General features: G+C 52.7%; 10 protein-coding genes. 4 read left to right on the plus strand and 6 right to left on the minus strand.

Going from position 1 to position 17,465, the window contains the following annotated elements; genetic code table 11:
• Positions 1–28: 28 nt before the first annotated feature.
• Positions 29–463 carry a type II toxin-antitoxin system VapC family toxin gene (locus HKT17_RS13350; protein ID WP_205882436.1) on the minus strand — a complete coding sequence of 145 codons (435 nt, stop codon included), beginning with the start codon at positions 461–463 and terminating at the stop codon, positions 29–31.
• Entirely contained in the window at positions 451–645 is a 195-nt protein-coding gene (locus HKT17_RS13355; protein ID WP_105027346.1) for a type II toxin-antitoxin system VapB family antitoxin, read from the minus strand. Before HKT17_RS13355 ends, HKT17_RS13350 begins: the two co-directional genes overlap by 13 nt.
• Positions 646–743: 98 nt before the next feature.
• On the opposite strand from HKT17_RS13355, the gene HKT17_RS13360 reads away from it, so the two are divergent.
• The 3 genes from HKT17_RS13360 (at position 744) to HKT17_RS13370 (ending at position 4,004) form a co-directional block, all read left to right on the plus strand.
• Positions 744–1,370: a TetR/AcrR family transcriptional regulator gene (locus tag HKT17_RS13360; protein ID WP_105027347.1), complete on the plus strand. Its 627-nt coding sequence runs from the start codon at positions 744–746 to the stop codon at positions 1,368–1,370.
• A 68-nt stretch (positions 1,371–1,438) separates the two neighbouring features.
• Positions 1,439–2,698: a hypothetical protein gene (locus HKT17_RS13365; RefSeq protein WP_171100716.1), complete on the plus strand. Its 1,260-nt coding sequence runs from the start codon at positions 1,439–1,441 to the stop codon at positions 2,696–2,698.
• A 100-nt stretch (positions 2,699–2,798) separates the two neighbouring features.
• Positions 2,799–4,004, plus strand: coding sequence for an ammonium transporter (locus tag HKT17_RS13370; RefSeq protein ID WP_171100718.1), 1,206 nt, complete (start codon positions 2,799–2,801; stop codon positions 4,002–4,004).
• 15 nt (positions 4,005–4,019) lie between these two features.
• Here HKT17_RS13370 and HKT17_RS13375 read toward each other — a convergent pair whose 3' ends face one another.
• Genes HKT17_RS13375 through HKT17_RS13390 form a run of 4 tightly spaced genes read right to left on the minus strand, consistent with a single transcriptional unit; the run spans position 4,020 to position 13,848 of the window.
• Entirely contained in the window at positions 4,020–4,721 is a 702-nt protein-coding gene (locus HKT17_RS13375) for a DUF599 domain-containing protein (RefSeq protein ID WP_105027350.1), read from the minus strand.
• Positions 4,718–7,990: a glycosyltransferase gene (locus HKT17_RS13380; RefSeq protein WP_171100720.1), complete on the minus strand. Its 3,273-nt coding sequence runs from the start codon at positions 7,988–7,990 to the stop codon at positions 4,718–4,720. The genes HKT17_RS13375 and HKT17_RS13380 overlap by 4 nt, the downstream gene beginning before the upstream one ends.
• A gap of 12 nt (positions 7,991–8,002) precedes the next feature.
• Positions 8,003–12,055 (minus strand): translocation/assembly module TamB domain-containing protein, encoded by a 4,053-nt coding sequence (locus HKT17_RS13385; protein ID WP_171100722.1) that lies wholly within the window; start codon positions 12,053–12,055, stop codon positions 8,003–8,005.
• A complete protein-coding gene (locus tag HKT17_RS13390; RefSeq protein WP_105027353.1) occupies positions 12,052–13,848 on the minus strand; it encodes an autotransporter assembly complex protein TamA in 1,797 nt (598 codons plus the stop codon). The genes HKT17_RS13385 and HKT17_RS13390 overlap by 4 nt, the downstream gene beginning before the upstream one ends.
• A gap of 516 nt (positions 13,849–14,364) precedes the next feature.
• Here HKT17_RS13390 and HKT17_RS15550 point away from each other — a divergent pair.
• Positions 14,365–17,430 (plus strand): hypothetical protein, encoded by a 3,066-nt coding sequence (locus HKT17_RS15550; protein WP_205882437.1) that lies wholly within the window; start codon positions 14,365–14,367, stop codon positions 17,428–17,430.
• The last annotated feature ends 35 nt before the right edge of the window (positions 17,431–17,465 follow it).

The raw sequence follows: 17,465 nt of genomic DNA on the forward strand, positions 1-17,465 counted from the left end.
GTCACCTCTATGCATATGGTAATTTGGCTTACCGTTTTTCATCCCCTGTGTAGCGGCGCGCTGAATCATGCATGAAAAACCGGTCTTGAATCGGCGGCTGCAAGCCCAATTCCTTTACGACGCGCAACAACGGCATGTCGCGAGTCCACAGCGTAGTTCCCGGCGACAACAGCACGGAGGCCAACAGGTGCGTGTCCACATAACCCAAGCCCTGTGCATGCAATTTGCGCAATTCGATCAGTTCAAGCACCTCGGCTGGCGAAGCAGGCACTGAGGGCTGCAAATCGGCCAGCCAATTCAGAATGCGATCACGGTCTTGAAGGTTGGCCAGTGCCATTTCACCCAGCACAAAAGGATGACCCAACACACAGCCCTCGTTCAGCAGGCGAACCAGTTGGGGTTCGGACTGATGAAAATGATCCACCCACACGGTGGTGTCGACGAGTACCTTCACAACTGCCACTGCCTGCGAGGAATGTTTTGTAATTCGGGTTGGGTGCCCCCCAACAAGGCCAGCCTGCGGGCGCTTTCCCGCTGTATCAGTGCGCGCAGGGCTTCGCGCAGCAGTTCATTTCGCTCGCCAAGACCGGAAAGCTGCTGGGCTTTGGTTAATAATTCATCATCAAGGTTAACGGTTGTTCTCATGGTGTTGGGTGCTTGTGGTTGACCGCACCAACATTAGCACCAGATGATTCGCCTTTTGATTCACCCCATTGAACCCCCGGCAAGTGGGTCCGGTCACTATGAACGCAAGCGCAAGCAACAACAAAGTCGATGTGAATGCCAACCCCGCCAACATGCGAAAGGCCACGCTGGACCGCATAGAAAATGCAGTGCTGGAGCTGTTTACCAACCATGACTTCAACAGCGTGCCTTTAATTGAGGTGGCCCGCACCGCCAATGTCTCACTGCAAACCATTTACAAATACTTTGGCAGCAAGGAACAATTGGTGGCCTATGTGCTGGACGCCACATTGAGCAGGTTGGCCAACCGCATGATCGACCACCTTGAAGGCATTGAAGACTACCGGGAACGCCTGCGCAAAACCCTGTGGGTGATGCTGGACTACTTTGACAAGCACCCCAAAGTGATATTGCTGTTGACCGTATCAATCCCGGCCAGCCGCTACCAGGACTTGCCCGTGTATGAAAGCCCGGAGTTGATGGGGGCTTTTCTGGGCATGCTGAAAGAAGGTCAGCACAAGGGCGTATTTAACGACACCGTTTCAAGCAAAATGCTGCTGGACGTGTTCATGGGCGTATTCGGGCGCGTGGCTCAAATGCACTTTTTGCGCAAGGAAAGCCACAAACTGATTGACCAGTTTGACGACCTGTTTGGAATTTTATGGGGTGCATTGAAAGCGAACTGAAGGCGAACTGACATGGAACCTTGATCACTGATTGGGCACACAATACAAATCAAGCCACCACAATCTGCATGTCGAGTTCTGTTGAAGGTTTCACTGCCGCGGGCTGGAGTCAGCTTGCTGCGCAGGCTGCAAAAACCATGCACACTGATGCGGGTGGCATCGACTTGCCCGCAATTGCACCAAACGGTGCAGCCTGGGCAGCTTTCAAGCAATCTCCCGAATTACGCGCAGCCTACACTGCGCAACTGAACACCACCATCAAGAATATTCAGCAGTTTGTGGGGCAACACGCAAGTACGGGTGCACAACGGCAAAAAGCAATTGGTAATTTGAATCACTTTCTTCAAACCCGGGTCAATTGCAATGCCGACAAGCTTTCACCGTTGGTCGTCAACGAAAGCCGGCGCAACCTGAACCTGTTTGCACAACAACTGAACAACCCGAACATTCCAGCAGACAAAAAACTGTCTTGCGCACTGGCCTTGGCAGAGGGGCTGGGCGTGTGCAATGAAGGCGAAACGCTGAACATTCTTGAAAACACCAGAGACCTGTGCAGCCAGCAAACAGGCTTGGCCGGGGTGTTGACCCGCGCCAAAAACAACCTTATCGAGCAACACCTTCAACAATTGGTAAGGCATGAAGACAAGCCACGTTTAAATGACAAACTTGCCCTGCAGCTTGAAATTCACCATATTCAAGCCCTGAAGAATCATGTGGCAGGGCAATGGGGATTGGAAGTAGTTGAGGACCGGTACGCCACACAGGCTTACCAAAACCAGGCGGGCCCGATGGCTGAAGAATTACTTCGGCAAACCATTACACCCGCCGTGCTGGCCAATACAGTTGCCGAACAAATTGCCCAAACGTTTTGCAACCACACCCACAGTAAATTAAGTACCGGCATCCCGACTGAACAACTGAAAACCGAGCCTTTGCGCCGGGCCATTCAGGCCGAATTCGGATCGGAAATTGAACTGGAAAACTGCCTTGAATTCAATGCCGACTACACCCAGGTGAAATTAAAGCCATTGGCCGAAATTTCACTGCATGTCATTGAAAAATGCCAAGACCTGGGCTTGATAAACCCACATGCCAATCCCGTTGGTGTGCTGAAACAAAGCACCCCCGATCTTCAAGCGTGCATCAAGCAGGTGGGCTTCCTGCGCGGCGCACCTGCCAACAACCCTGCGCATTCGCCCATGTTGTGTAACTTCTGGGCAGGCTACACAAAAACTGTGGTGTCCGATTCCGAGAAAAAACGACATCAGAAGGAGAACTCTTCCGCCGACGTGGTCCGCATTCTGAGAAAGCTTGATATCCAGACCTGATTGAATTCGCACCAGTACGGTGCAAAAATTGCCTAAAAAGCGGGCATTGTTTTTGCAACTAATGCCCCACTTTTAACCAAAAACCTCAAAATTCACCAAAATGGAACAAATTACTCTCGCACTGGACACTCTTTTTGTGCTTCTAGGCGCCATCATGGTGCTTGCAATGCACGCCGGTTTTGCATTTCTGGAAGTGGGCACGGTGCGCCACAAGAACCAGGTCAATGCCCTTGTCAAAATTCTGGCTGATTTTTCAGTCAGCACCATCAGCTACTTCTTCATCGGTTATGCCATTGCTTATGGCGTGGGTTTTTACGAACCAGCCACCGTGCTTAATGAAGGCAACGGCTATTCGCTGGTGAAGTTTTTCTTCCTGCTCACCTTCGCGGCCGCCATTCCTGCCATTGTGTCGGGTGGCATTGCCGAGCGCGCGCGCTTTGTGCCCCAATTGGTGGCCACCGCGGCTTTGGTGGGTTTGGTTTACCCCGTGTTTGAAGGCATGGTGTGGAACGGCAACTATGGCTTTCAGGAATGGCTGACTGCCAGCTTTGGCGCCCCCTTTATGGACTTCGCAGGCAGCGTGGTGGTTCACGCTGTGGGTGGCTGGATCGCTTTGGCCGCCGTGTTGCTGCTGGGCTCACGTCGTGGCCGCTATACCAAAGACGGGCGCATCAGCTCGCACCCGCCCTCATCCATCCCCTTCCTGGCGCTGGGCAGTTGGGTGCTGGCAGTGGGTTGGTTCGGTTTTAACGTGATGAGCGCCCAGAAAATTGAAGGCATTTCAGGCTTGGTGGCCGTAAACAGCCTGATGGCTATGGTGGGCGGCACCCTGGGTGCCTTGGCTGCGGGCCGCAACGACCCAGGCTTTGCCTACAACGGCCCATTGGCCGGTTTGGTGGCCGTGTGTGCGGGCAGCAATATCATGCACCCGCTGGGGTCGCTGGCTGTGGGCTCCATCGCAGGCGTGCTGTTTGTATACATGTTCACTTTCACGCAAAACCGCTTGAAGGTTGACGATGTATTGGGTGTGTGGCCATTGCATGGCATTTGCGGCGCCTTTGGTGGTATTGCAGCAGGCGTATTTGGCCAGCAAGCCTTGGGCGGCATGGGCGGAGTGTCGTTCATGAGCCAGTTGATCGGCACTGTGGCTGGCGTGGCATTCGCTTTGCTGGGTGGCTTCGTGGTGTATGGCCTATTGAAAATGACTGTGGGTATTCGCCTGAATGACGAAGAGGAATTCAACGGTGCCGACCTGACCATTCACAAGGTCAGCGCCAGCCCCGAACGCGAAACCAGCAGCTGGTAATTCACGATTGGTTTTTTATCTCGACATGATCTCCAGGGCTTCTGAATAGAAGTCCCTGCGGATCAACACAAACACAATCAGTGCGCTAAAGGCCATCAACAAACCTGGATGAATCATCCAGGTGACCGAGGCAATACCGAAATAATAACTGCGCAAGCCTCGGTTGAATTCATCACCGGCCAGGCTGTTGATGCGCGCCATGCGCGACACATAGGCTTCGTTGTAATCCTTGTCCGGATTACCGTCGGGTGCAGCACCTACCAAAATGGTCAGCAGGTTGAATTGGCGCAAACTCCAGGTGAATTTAAAGTAAGCCACCACAAACACGGTGAGCACCAACAGCACCTTGATTTCCATCAAACCACGGCTAACCTCCCGGCTAAACGGCAAGTCGCTGGTAATGTTGACCAACTGATCGAGCGTACCCAACAGGGCGAACAAACCGGCAATGATGTAAATCGTTGTGTTGGCATAAAAAGTAACACTGTTGACCAGGTTACCGATCAACGCGGTGTCGCCCACGCGGTTGCTGCGAGAAAGCATTTCACGCGCCCACAGTTTGCGGAACTCATGCGTTTTTTGCGCCAATCCATGGCGACCAAAGCGGCTGCGACCATCGAACACGTAGTTGTAACCCCGAAAGCAAATCACAAAAAATGCAACCGCGATCCAGTCGAATACGGTGAGCAGGGAAATTGCGGTTTGAACAGCAGTCATGACGACACTCCAACAACTGAGAACAATTGACGCCAATTGTGCGCCGCTTCGGCGTGGCTGAAACGGTTCGCGGAAGCAAAAGCCTTTTTGCTTAAGCCTTCATGAAATTCGTAACTATCAAAAACAGAAAGTATGTGATCCGCGAGCGCATCTGTATCCCCAAATGGCGCTAGCAAACCAGTTTCACCGTGCACAATCAAATGCGAGGGTCCATACGGCACGTCAAAAGCAATTGCAGGGCATGCGTGGCAAATACTTTCCATAATGGCCAGTGAGTAAGCCTCGGCCTGGCTGGTCAACAGCGACAAACCTGCACGCATGTAATGGGCCGCAGGATCATCTGTCCAGTCATTCAAACCAACATGGTTCTGCAAGCCCAACGATTCAAGCTGTGTCTTCAAATCAGACAAGAGGGAACTACCCGCCACTGCAAAACCGTAAAAATCAAGACGCGCCTCGGGATACCTCTTCACCACTTTGGCGAAAGCTGCGATTGCCAGGTGATGATTTTTCTCGGGGCTGTATCTGGCCATGGAGACAATTCGAAATCTGTCCCGAGTCTTGAAATCCGGGATGGAGTCCTTTAATTCGCACGAATGGCCAATGGGAAACATTTGCCCTGCCCCGTAGCGTGCAGAGATGTCATTCATTTGTTGATCGGTCAGTGTAATGACTGCATCCGGACGCTTGATGTCGTGCAAGATATCCCTGAAATTGGAGTTGGTCGGACTCGTGGCCATATCTGCCACGGTGTGTGTATGGAGAGCGTGAATAACAGGCACCACTGCCACCTGCCCAGGCGATTCCCGATGCAAGTGATCACGCGCAGTCACCGCAGGCAAGTACCAATACCGATTTTTGTCCACGATGAGCACGTGTTTACCGCCCTGCTTTTTCAACATGGAAACCAAAGCATAAGTCAGCCATTCCGATTCACTGTGCAAACAGGCCACGAGCGCCCCGGTTGAATTGTGTAGGCGAATATCCGACAGCAGTTGTTTTTTGTCAATTCGCTTGTAAAGCTTGGCAATGGCCAATGTGCCATCGGGGCGCAAGTAGTGTTCATGGTTCACCGCGCCATCTGAATCCAGGTACTGCATGCAACTTAAAAATCCACGGCAATCGTAATAATCCTTTCTGAACTTCACTCCGCCAGAAAAATGATTGATGTGAATCAGCATGTCGTTCACAGGATTGCGAACCACGTACATCAGCAGTTGTCCTTGCGGGCTCGTTACGCGAATATCCCGCCTGCCGGCGACCATCTGGCTGCAGAGCATTGGATTCTCAAAGAGCGACTGACCAGTGTTCAGTTGAGTTGAAACGAGCTCTGCATCCTGAAAATAATCGTGAACTGACCGGCACACTGAAGACTCGGGCAAAGCCTTGTTGGCCACCAACTTCTCGATTGACTCATGCAATCGTGGGTTATAGCGACAGGTCAACAACACTGGTCGCACATGCATCTCTTGCTCAAAAACCCGATATCGAAGCAAAGCTGCATTCTCAACGCCCGAACGCTGAAAACCAAAGTTCTGGTTCAGAAACCAAAAATTGGTCTCTTGAACTTTGGCGTTCAATGCCTTGTTTGGCTTGGCCGGTTCCAGATTCTGAGACAAGGCACCCTGCACCAAAAACTTCCGGTAAGCCACCAAACCCGATACATAGTGCTCTACATCATCAATACGCACCCGGTAAGCATGATGCCGAATAAAAAACGAACCGTTCAGCGTGTCGGGTTTCGCAAAATACATGGCCCATTCAGGCCAAAAATAACCGGTTGTCAAATAATTGGCGCGCCAGTGCAGGGCTCGATAAAACTTCTCGGTGTCCACCTGTGCATACAGGTCGGCAAACTCAGGCATGGTTTGCAAACGAGAGAGCATTTGTTCGGCGGCCATCATCAGCTCGAGCAAGGTCGGGAAAGTGGTGATGCGTGTCAGCACGAAATCCAGGTGATTTGCGAAATTGCGAATTCCGAACTCAAAGTACTCTCGCTTGGGTCGGTACTGGGTAAGCTCGTTCACGCAGTAGCTCATCCAGTGATCATTCGCTTTCCAGTGACGGGCTTCAATAAAATATTCAAAAGCCAACTCCACCGCTTGAAGCCACCTTGCCCTGCGGGTGATTTTGTACAAACGCATGAGGGCGAATGCGGCTTCACCATCGTAATAAATAATCCTGAATTGTTCTTTGATGGAAAGATCAGGATAGTTAAGCACATGCACAAAGCGGCGAGTGCTCGGATTAAGCATGGCAACCAGGCCTTGGGCCAGTTGCTCCATCAATTCAATGTATTCCGTGGTGCCGGTCAGTTCGGTGTACTTGGCCAACGCGAGAATACACACCGCATTGCCACCCAGCTTGATTTCATTGCCGGTGTCGACCAAAAAGGCCGCCTGAATTCCACCGCTTAATTCAACCCGCTTGATCAACTCCTGCGTCAAGCAAAGTAGCGAACGTTCAATCGCCGACTTCAAAAAAGCGCTTTGTGTGACTTCCCATGCCTCAATCATGGCGTAGGTAGAACTTGCATGGCGAAGGGTGTTGTAGGTTGGAATTTCCTTGTTGAAGCATGGAAACAATCCATACACGAACTGGCCGCTGTCCTTGACTTGCCGGGCCAGAAATTCGCTGGCATTGAACACCAGCTGCCGGCAGGAATCTGCATCCAGATCGGGGAGCGTGCGACGCCCTACAGCCACACCGTGAGGCTCCAGGCCGTGCACGGTTTCATCCTTACCGATGTAAGCACCTTGCGTCAAAAACAGATACACCGGCTGATCATCATCATGATTCAACACGAATGGTTGACCATATTTCTTTCTGGCGTACTTTTCGAAATTTATAACATGGAGCTTCGCGAACTCTTCCTCTGAGCCGCCGTACAACATGGCGTTGCCGTTGAGCTCGCCCCACAAAAAAGAATGTTTGAACTGCGGATCCAGGGCGATTCCATAACCGAAGTAATTTCGTTTTGTTGTTGACAGCAGCGCCTTTAGCTCCGCCCAGCTTGTTGTTTGAATTTCGCTAACCCGATCTACGCGTACATGCTCAAAATCGAGCAATGTTTTGCGAAAGGAAGTGCACGCATGGGAACTTAGCGCATTCCAGCTGGCTGCAAACGACTGACCCACAAATGTTTCTACGCTTGCGCGCTCAAGCCCATTGGAAGTAGACAACATCAAGACGCAGGGTTCGTGGTCGCGGACCGAGCTCACACCGGCAAACCAACTACCCAGTTTTTCAAGTCTGACAGGATTGATCATGGTGTCCTGCGATCAGTCAAAAGAGAATTGATAAAGCACATCCACTGCATTGTCCGCACCGGCTCGTGCGATGAAACTCAACTTGCGAGAGTATTGATAGTTCAATTTCAGAATACTGGCAGCCGTTGTTACAGATTGATCAAAACTCAGGTAAACACGATCGCTGAATCGCTTTCCCAGCGACACAATACGCTGGGAGAGCAAGGGGTCGTCCGATCCAATCACGTTTGCAGAGGCATCTGCACCGGGCGCAATAGCCACCTTGCTGCCCACTGCGCGGGAATCCGCTGCAGTCAGGGAACCAGTACTTAAACTCAAATCATCAATCCCGATTGATTTCGCAATTTTGCGCGTGGTGCTTTCGTCTTCATCACCAAAAATTGCCGCAGCTGCTGTCAGCAACAAAGTGGAATCACGATCTGCTGAACCACTGCCGCGCCCAAGGATCATCCACGACAGCTTTTCAGAATCAGGGACTGCCGGTTCACTCACCAGACTAACCTTGGGTCGCTGCGCCGTACCAGTCACTTCAACACCCGCTTCAACTGCAACGCCTTTGCGCACCGCACGAACATTCAGTCCAGGGTTGTCCAGAGGGCCCTGGAAATTAACCACGCCGCGCTCGATTGACAGGTCTTGCCCGTATGCACGGTAGGTACCACTCACTGTTTGAATGGTGCCAGTTGCGCTCAAACGCCGGCCTGATCGGCGCTGCCCACTGCCACCTACCCCTTCAAGCATCACCAAACGCAAACCACCCTCAAGTCGACTTCGCAAGCCCTCAGCATTCACGTAAAAGCGTTCGCCCAGATTGGCGCGCAACTGCAGATCAATTGGCAAACCCTGCCCGGCCAGTTCACTGCGCCCCTGAATAAACACATCGTCGCCCAAGGTTTGTGGACCACTTTCGGGCATCTCAAAATATGCGCCAAGGGTATCCACTTCCCCCCGAATTTTTAAGGGTTGGCCCTCGACACTGGGTTGCTGCACAGTGACAGTCGAGTTCACCATCATCCATCGGTCAGGGCGCTGCAACAAGGGAACCCTGTCCATGGACAGTCTTATTTCACCATTCAGACCTGTCAAATTCCAGACACCCTCTGCCTTCACTTTCCCGTTGCCCTGGATGAGAGGACCCAACTCCTCGATGTAGCGCCGAGGCGGGCGACGGTTGTATACCGTGAATTCAAATGTGTCGATACTGGCCTTGTCGGTGGTGAAGTCAACCACCACGTTACCGTCTTCAAAGCGTACCCCTTGATCCAGCTGAAACACATCCAGATCCATTGCAAACAAACGCCCCTGCACATCCGGGTTGTTTGCAGTACCTGCAATCGCCATGGCAACCTGGCCTGCACCGCTGGTTCTAACCCCACCGCTGATCATGGGCCCAAGCCAGTTAAGCTCTGTAAAGCCGGCTGCCACAGAGCCCTGCATGGCTTGATCACCAGCAATTTCCCAAGCTTTGGTTTGCGGATTCTGCTGAACCGGCAATTTCAAGTTTGCAGTCACCGCACCGAAATCGTCAGCAAGAATGTTCAAATCCACACTGGCCGCCTCTCGGTTAAAGTCAAGATTTGCAGTCAGGGTTCGAATATCCACGTCCACTTGTGAATCCTCCAGAATCTGCAAACCACCTGACACATGCCGGATATTCACACGACCATCCACCTTGTTGGGATTGGCCAGGTAGGTCCAGTTCACTTTCGCGATCAGGTCTTTGGGCTCTACCGTCAATTGCTTGCGCAATATTGGGGACATGCGTGGGAAATAAAACTGGGGCATTTCACCCTCAACCCGAATCTCCCTGTTCGCAATGCGAAGAATTCTGTTGTTCAACACCGAGGTGTCTTCACCTTTGAGAACAAAATCTGCAAGTTCGACATACCCCGGTGCAAGAACAAGTGGTGCCGGTGCCTGAAGTGAAAAGCTGCGGGCAGGCAACCACATTCCCTCCACTTTCAGTTGGGTAAGCTGTCCTTTCCAGCCTGAAACCGATTTCGATGTGCGCAAAACACCGATCCCACCCGCAAAAGCAAACTCGCCTTTCAATTGACGCAAGCGGCTAAATGGCTGCAAGCCACTGGAAAACACACCCCGTAACTCATGCTGATTGCGAATGCCTCGAAGCGTCAGTTTTAATTCATTCAAGGTGTTGGTTGCCGCGCCAGGCACCTTCACTTGGCTCGCCACAATGTCACCAACCCAAGGTGAATCTGGCGCCGAACCAAGGTTGAACTGTCCGGACACTGTCTCGATTTGAATGGTGTCATCCAGTTTCAATTGGCGAACGTCGACATTGCCTTCACCCGAGAAGTTTCCGTCAAATCCACGCAGCTTTCCTTTCAATCGCGCCGTTCCCGAAAGTGGCATTTGAATCAGTTTTCCGAGGCGCGGCAGCTCATCCAGGTTCACATCCAAATCCACGAAATCAGACTGTGTTCCGTAACTCCCTTGGGCTTTCACTGTGTTGCCCACCACGTCCAGGTCCAGCAACACATTGCTTAAGCGCGACACGCCGCCAGTGGCTTTTGCAACCAGTGTAAGTGGGGCATTGGCCAAACGGGAATTCACCAAATCAAGATTGAAGTCACCCAAAGGATCAATCGTTCCAGCCTGTCCGCCCTGAACCAGAACGCCCCTGAAAGAGGCCTTCCCGTTCAAGTCACCTTGCAAGAAAGGACTGGCATCCGGAACGTAGTTGGCCGGGTTGATCTTCATCAATTCAATCTGAACGTCAGTTGGCATTTTCCCAAGCAAATCCACATGCAACTTCCCGCGAAGCTCAGCTTGCCGGTCGCGAACCAAAAGGCGATCTACCCGCAACTGCGTACCGTTTTTAGTGCCTTGAATAGAGGATGTCAATGCGAGTCGTTGAGGCAAAGTGGCAAACACTGACGCATCTACATTGCTTGTCTTGACATCAAAATTCACGTCTCCGGCCAATACATCAAGCGTGGGCACTTGATCAACCGGCTGCTTGGGCGCGCGCCATTGCATGACAGCGCTCGCATTGCCAGCCTGACGTTTTCCATCGGCCAACTGAAGCTGATCCACCCACAAATCGAGTTGTTCGGGAAGTTGATTTTGTAGAACCAACTTGAAACGGGTTTGCATGAAAGCCAGTGGCAAACCCCCAGACTGAACAGTTGAAGGCTGCGCATTCCGAACCGAGAAATTACCAATACTTTCGGAGAAATCTTCATTGGGCTCAACGGTTGCAACAATCGCTAGCGAGGCGCGCGGTGCCCCATCCAGCCAATTGGATGGATCAAAATTTTCCGCGTTTATACGCACAGTTTCAAATGGGGTTGAACCCCACAACGTAAGCACCGCATTGGCTTGCACACCCTGGGTTTGATCTGCCCTTTCTGGGTTTTCCCCTTTGGCATCCAGGGCAAGCTCCAAGCGCTCCAGGGAACCTGTTGCCGCCAGCGTGGCATTCAGTAACACATCCTCCAAATTGCGCTGTGCATTCATAGACCCAGTGATTTGATAAGGCTTTGCCAAAGTCATTTCGAGTGTGGAATCGACCTGTGTGTCACGCACACTCAAGGAAAAATTATGAACGCTTAGCTGTTCCGATTGAACCGAAACCTTCACATACACCTGCTTCAATTCTTCACCATTCACCAACAATTGCCGCATGCTGAAATTCTGCAAATCCAGATCAACTGGCAGGCTGATTTTTTCCGGCAATACCAAAGGTGTATCGTCTTCAGAAGGCGGTGAATCGACGCGCACAACCTGTGCAGACAAATTGGTGATTCGAATCAATCGATTCAAGGCACCCGACCAGTCAATTACCAGCTGAATTTGCTCAGCTTCAACCTTGGTGTCCTCTTGCTGCCATCGAATAAACTCCAGGTCAAACCCTTGCCACAACGTGCCCTGAATGCGGCCAAACTCAAGTTGTTGGTCCGTATTGGCATTCACCCAGTCCTGCGCTTGAGCAACAGTAAACCGAAGGCCTTGTTCCGAGTGAACCACCCACAAAATTCCGGCTGTAGCAGCCACCATGGCCGCCAGCAGCAATGTACAAAAGGCAAAGAAACCGCGCTTCAAAATGCCACCCCCAGCGCGAAGTGAATTCTTAAATTGTCCTGGTCAGCGGCTTTGGCCACATCGAAAGCAATAGGACCGGCAGGCGTTTTGTATCGAACCCCCACGCCAATTGCTGGTTTGGGATCAAAGTCGCTCCAGTTGTCTGATACATCACCCACGTCCGTAAAAACTGCGGCGCCAAGCGGCCCCCCATCAAACCAGCGTGTGTACTCCAGGCTACCGATCATCACGCGACGACCGCCCACCAAAACCCCCTGATCAATAACACCTAGGTCAAGAAAGTCGAATCCGCGCAGGCTGTTGGTGCCCCCGGCGCGAAAGAGGTAATCCTGTGGAATATCCCGGCGTGCACTGGCCACCACCGTACCAGCCTCGAATCGGGCAGAAAATAAATTCTCCCGGGACGGTGACCAAAATTTTTGTACTCGCCCGTACAAACGCACAAAATCCTGATCGGAGGCAAACTGTTCTGCAGCAACAGCCAGTTGACCAAAGGCAATATATCCTTCAGAGGGATTCAATCGGTCGTCAACAGCATTTCTTGTCCAGGATGAACTTGCAACCAGCGCCTGGGTTTGTCCAAAATTGATGCCAAGCGCCCTTCGCTCTTCCAGCTGAAAATTCAGACCCAAACGGTAATCATTGATGCCTTTGTTGAACTCCCTGATCACGCCCACAGAAGAGCGATCCACTTCAAGGTTCGATATTTCCTGATGATCAATTGCAACCCCAACCGAATCGGTAATGCCGCGGGTTGACGGGGGAAGAAATACATCGGCATAAGCCGATTGACGCTTTTGCTCAACCCGAACACCAGTGACAAGTGAATAAGCCCGATCAAACAAGTTATTGAATTGATAAGTAGCCTCGGTCCGAAACCCGGTGTTGGAGCTGTAACCTGCACCCAACCCCAGACGCTTGCTGTCACTTTCCATCACCGTGACTTCGATTGGAACATTCACGGGCTGTCGGTCATCTGCGTCAATTTTCACGTCCACAGCTGAGAAGTAGGTTGTTCCTTGAAGATCCGCCAGCAAAGTCAACAGCCGTTCCTGTTCATATCGATCGCCAGGACGAATGGTGTTGTAACGTGAAACCAGGTCTTTGGGGTATTTGTTCAGGCCTTCTATTTGCAACTCGCCAAAAGTAAACACAGGGCCACTGTCGTAAACCACGCGCAATGCAACTGTGTTTTTCTCGGGGTCGACATCGGCAACGCTTTCTGAAAGAGTTGCCGCAGCGAAATCTTTGGCCAGCATGTCTCGCAAAAGACTGTCTTTGCTGGCACTCCAATCCGCTTGATTAAAGGGTTGACCAACCCCCAACAGCCACAAGGTTTTCAGCCGCTCACGGCGCTGCGCAAATTCATCCTGGTTGATTTCGCCATCGAATTCAATATCCACCGAGACAATTTTACTTTGCACCCCCGGCTCGATTTTGATGTTCAGCGGTGGCGCCACATCCTCAGGAACTGTTTCATCAACAATTCGCTGAATGGAGGGGGAAAAATAACCTTCAGTACCCAAGGCATCTCGAATGGCGGGCCGCAATCTCCTGAAGAGTTGCCATGCATCCCCGTTGTCATTCACCTGTGCAGTCAAGCGAATTTGTCGCGTGGACTGCTCAATCAAATCGTTGAACTCAGAAGCAGTTTGATAATTCACAATCGGTGGATCAAACTCGGTCACCGTGTCTTGAGCGTAAACCAAGCCAATGGGTAGGCCTATTGCACAGCAAGTGGCACAAAGCCAGCGAACAGCCCTGCTTTTGTGGTTAGCCAAAAACTTCTTCATGCTTTCCTGAATGGATTAATCGATTCTCCCTAGATTGACACTTTGACACCCCGGCAAGACATCGTGAATTGGTCAAGCCCAAATTGCCAATAAAAATACACAAATTTACCCTGAGGCCGACTCAATCTCATTGAAAGTCAGGCGGGGGTTCAAAAACTACAATCTCTCATCCGAATATTTACGGGGAACCCCCCACCAAAATGGGTCCCCCAAGGAGACAAGCGCAAGGAAAAAAATCTCTGTTATATGACATGAATTTGACATCCAGCAACTGCAAACCAAGGCAATACATTGGACCAATTATTGCAATAAACAACCACAGAACCATCGCCAATAAACAATCAATTCTCAATTATTTAATTTCTATTTAACAATTGTATTTGTCTTTCCCGGCGAACGAAAATTAATCATGCAGATATTTGTATTTTCCTGAATCCGATTGAATCGGCTGTGAGTAAAACGCTTATAGCAGTGGATTTGCCTACGAAACTCTCTAGCCCCAAGGAAATGTGAATCATGGAAAACGCCAACCCCGACGTGGGAATAATTAAATCGCCAGCCGGTCTTCAGGTAGAACGCGGCGGCAAGATCGTTGAGCTAAGTCAGGGCGATGCCTTGAAGTGGAATGACGTTGTAACCAACACTGGCACCCAGACCGTAGAAGTATTAATGCCTGCGGTGTCCGCCGGACATGGTGACACGCTGCTGCAACTTGCACCCAACGCGTCAGCCAAGCTGGAACAGATTACTTCCACCGTTGCGGATGGTGCAACCCGAACAGAGGTTGTCGCGCTGAGCGAAGGCGTGGAGTTGTACGACATTGACAATGATGTCAGTTCAGCAATCCTGACCCCATACGAAGGGACAATGTCAGGCTTGGTTGGTGCCGGTCTGTTGGCCGGCGGTAGCGCTGGCGCCGGTGTAGGCGCAGCTATTGGTGGCGCCGCCCTCGGTGCAATCGCGCTAAGCGACGACGGTGACGACACAGTAACTACAGTTGACCCAAGCGACGACAGCGATTCCGACTCCGACAGCGATTCCGACTCCGACAGCGATTCCGACTCTGACAGCGATTCTGATTCCGACTCTGACAGCGATTCCGACTCCGACAGCGATTCTGACTCCGACAGCGATTCCGACTCCGACAGCGATTCCGACTCCGACAGCGATTCCGACTCCGACAGCGATTCTGACTCCGACAGCGATTCCGACTCCGACAGCGATTCTGACTCCGACAGCGATTCCGACTCCGACAGCGATTCCGACTCCGACAGCGATTCTGACTCCGACAGCGATTCTGACTCCGACAGCGATTCTGACTCCGACAGCGATTCTGACTCCGACAGCGATGCAGAAGGCGACACCTCTGGCCTGATCGGCGGTATCGAGTCACTGAACGATGGCTTGGAACAAACTCCGCTTGCGCCAATCACTGCCGTGACAGGCGCGGTGGCTGATGGTCTTGCCACAGTATCGGATGGCATCGCGGGTGTGTCTGACCAAGACCCCACCGGCGTCGCCAACCTGCTGGCTGAAACAGTGGGCCAACCGCAAGAAGGCTACACCAACGAGCAGGAAGGCCTTGCCGGTACGGTAAGCAACCTTTCTCAAGGTTTGGCTGAAGGCGCAGAGCCAACACCACTGGATCCACTTGTTGATCCCTTGGCGCAAACTTTGGGCTACAGCGAGAACGAGCCCGCCGCGCAGGAAGGTGTAATTTCGGCAGCAGCAGCTAACCCACGTGCTAGAAACAAAGGGGAAGTGGACGGCGTAGCCAAAGGCTTGACGAAAGCTGGTAACGTCCTCGCATCAGACGAGAGCCCATTGAGCCCATTGACTGCGGGCATCTTGGCTCCAGTCGTAGGCACCAAGGAAGACAACACCGGCTCACCCGGCGTACCTGGTACCTTGCAAGATGTGGCTGAAGGTCTGACTGACCTGACCAACCCGAACGGCGCATTCGCTCCTTTGGCACCACTGACAAGTGGCCTGGCCTTTGTAGTTGCAGGCGGTGAAGACCCAACGGGTGGACAGCTTCCTGAGCAACTCACAGGCGGACTCGCCGGTGGTGTGGCTCTTCTAGGCGAGCAAATAACCGACAATGCCGCAACGGCGGGCCCAGGTGAACCACTGGTTGAAACTGTGGGCAACCTGCTCGGTGGCGAGCGCGCAGAAGATGACGGCGGCGAACCCGGTGAAGGTGAGGAACCCGGAGAAGGCGGCACAACTGGCACTCCACTGGACGTGATCCTTGATCCGATCGCTGAAGCAATTGGCGGCGGTGCTCCATCACTGCCGGGCTTGCCTGGCGGCGGTGAAGGTGGCATTCCAGAAACACCACTATCACCCCTGACAGACGCGTTGATGGAAAATGCGGACCCCGCTGTTTTTGCTGAGAACTTGGCAGGTGTGATCGAAGACATCGGCACCAACACACCTCTTGAGGCGGTGACCGAGCCTTTGGTTGAAGCACTACGTTCGGGTGGTCTTCCAGACATGGGTGGTGGTGACGACGGCGAAGAGCCAGAAGAACCGAACCCAACAGCTGGTCCGATCGAAAGCGCCGCTCGCCAATTTGTGGATGCAGCGCCGATCGAGATGATTCCGGCAATTGGTCAGCCAATTGAAGATGGCATCATCACTGGCGCCATGACACTGGACGGCCTGCTGGCCGGTGGTATCCCCGGCGCACCTGCACTCCCAGGCTTGCCTGGCGGTGACGAAGGCGAACCAGGCGAAGGCCCAACCGGAACACCTCTGGATGCAGTATTGGCTCCATTGGCCGACTTGGCTGGTGGCGGTTTGCCAGAAATCCCAGGTTTGCCTGGCGGTGACGAAGGCGAACCAGGCGAAGGCCCAACCGGAACACCTCTAGATGCAGTATTGGCTCCATTGGCCGACTTGGCTGGCGGCGGTTTGCCAGAAATCCCAGGTTTGCCTGGCGGTGACACCGGTGGCGAGACACCAGCACCTAATCCAGAAGCCGGTCCGATTGAAAGCGCAGCCCAGCAGTTCGTGGACGTTGCTCCAATCGAGATGATCCCAACCATTGGTCAGCCAATTGAAGATGGCATCATCACTGGTGCTGCTGCACTGGACGGCCTGCTGGCTGGCGGAATCCCCGGCGCACCTGCACTCCCAGGCTTGCCTGGTGGTGGCGAAGGCGAACCAGGCGAAGGCCCAACCGGAACACCTCTGGATGCAGTATTGGCTCCATTGGCCGACTTGGCTGGTGGCGGTTTGCCAGAAATCCCAGGCTTGCCTGGCGGTGACACCGGTGGCGAGACACCAGCACCTAATCCAGAAGCCGGTCCGATTGAAAGCGCAGCCCAGCAGTTCGTGGACGTTGCTCCAATCGAGATGATCCCAACCATTGGTCAGCCAATTGAAGATGGCATCATCACTGGTGCTGCTGCACTGGACGGCCTGCTGGCTGGCGGAATCCCGGGCGGTGACGCAGGTCTGCCTATCCCGACGGATCCGTCTGCACTGACAGATCTGTTGGGTGGCACAGGCTCTCCATTGGGCTCACTGCCCGGTGCAGACGATCTGCCAACAATCCCTGGTCTGCCCACTGCATAATCTGCAATGACCCAAGAAAAACCCCTCCTCGGAGG

This window comes from Limnobacter sp. SAORIC-580 (assembly GCF_013004065.1).
Lineage (GTDB): Bacteria > Pseudomonadota > Gammaproteobacteria > Burkholderiales > Burkholderiaceae_B > Limnobacter > Limnobacter profundi.

Bases quoted from the DNA above. Each gene is read 5' to 3' on its own strand.
- HKT17_RS13375 (WP_105027350.1), bottom strand. From the start codon at position 4,721: ATGACTGCTGTTCAAACCGCAATTTCCCTGCTCACCGTATTCGACTGG.
- HKT17_RS13355 (WP_105027346.1), bottom strand. From the start codon at position 645: ATGAGAACAACCGTTAACCTTGATGATGAATTATTAACCAAAGCCCAG.
- HKT17_RS13360 (WP_105027347.1), top strand. From the start codon at position 744: ATGAACGCAAGCGCAAGCAACAACAAAGTCGATGTGAATGCCAACCCC.
- HKT17_RS13370 (WP_171100718.1), top strand. From the start codon at position 2,799: ATGGAACAAATTACTCTCGCACTGGACACTCTTTTTGTGCTTCTAGGC.
- HKT17_RS13390 (WP_105027353.1), bottom strand. From the start codon at position 13,848: ATGAAGAAGTTTTTGGCTAACCACAAAAGCAGGGCTGTTCGCTGGCTT.
- HKT17_RS15550 (WP_205882437.1), top strand. From the start codon at position 14,365: ATGGAAAACGCCAACCCCGACGTGGGAATAATTAAATCGCCAGCCGGT.
- HKT17_RS13380 (WP_171100720.1), bottom strand. From the start codon at position 7,990: ATGATCAATCCTGTCAGACTTGAAAAACTGGGTAGTTGGTTTGCCGGT.
- HKT17_RS13365 (WP_171100716.1), top strand. From the start codon at position 1,439: ATGTCGAGTTCTGTTGAAGGTTTCACTGCCGCGGGCTGGAGTCAGCTT.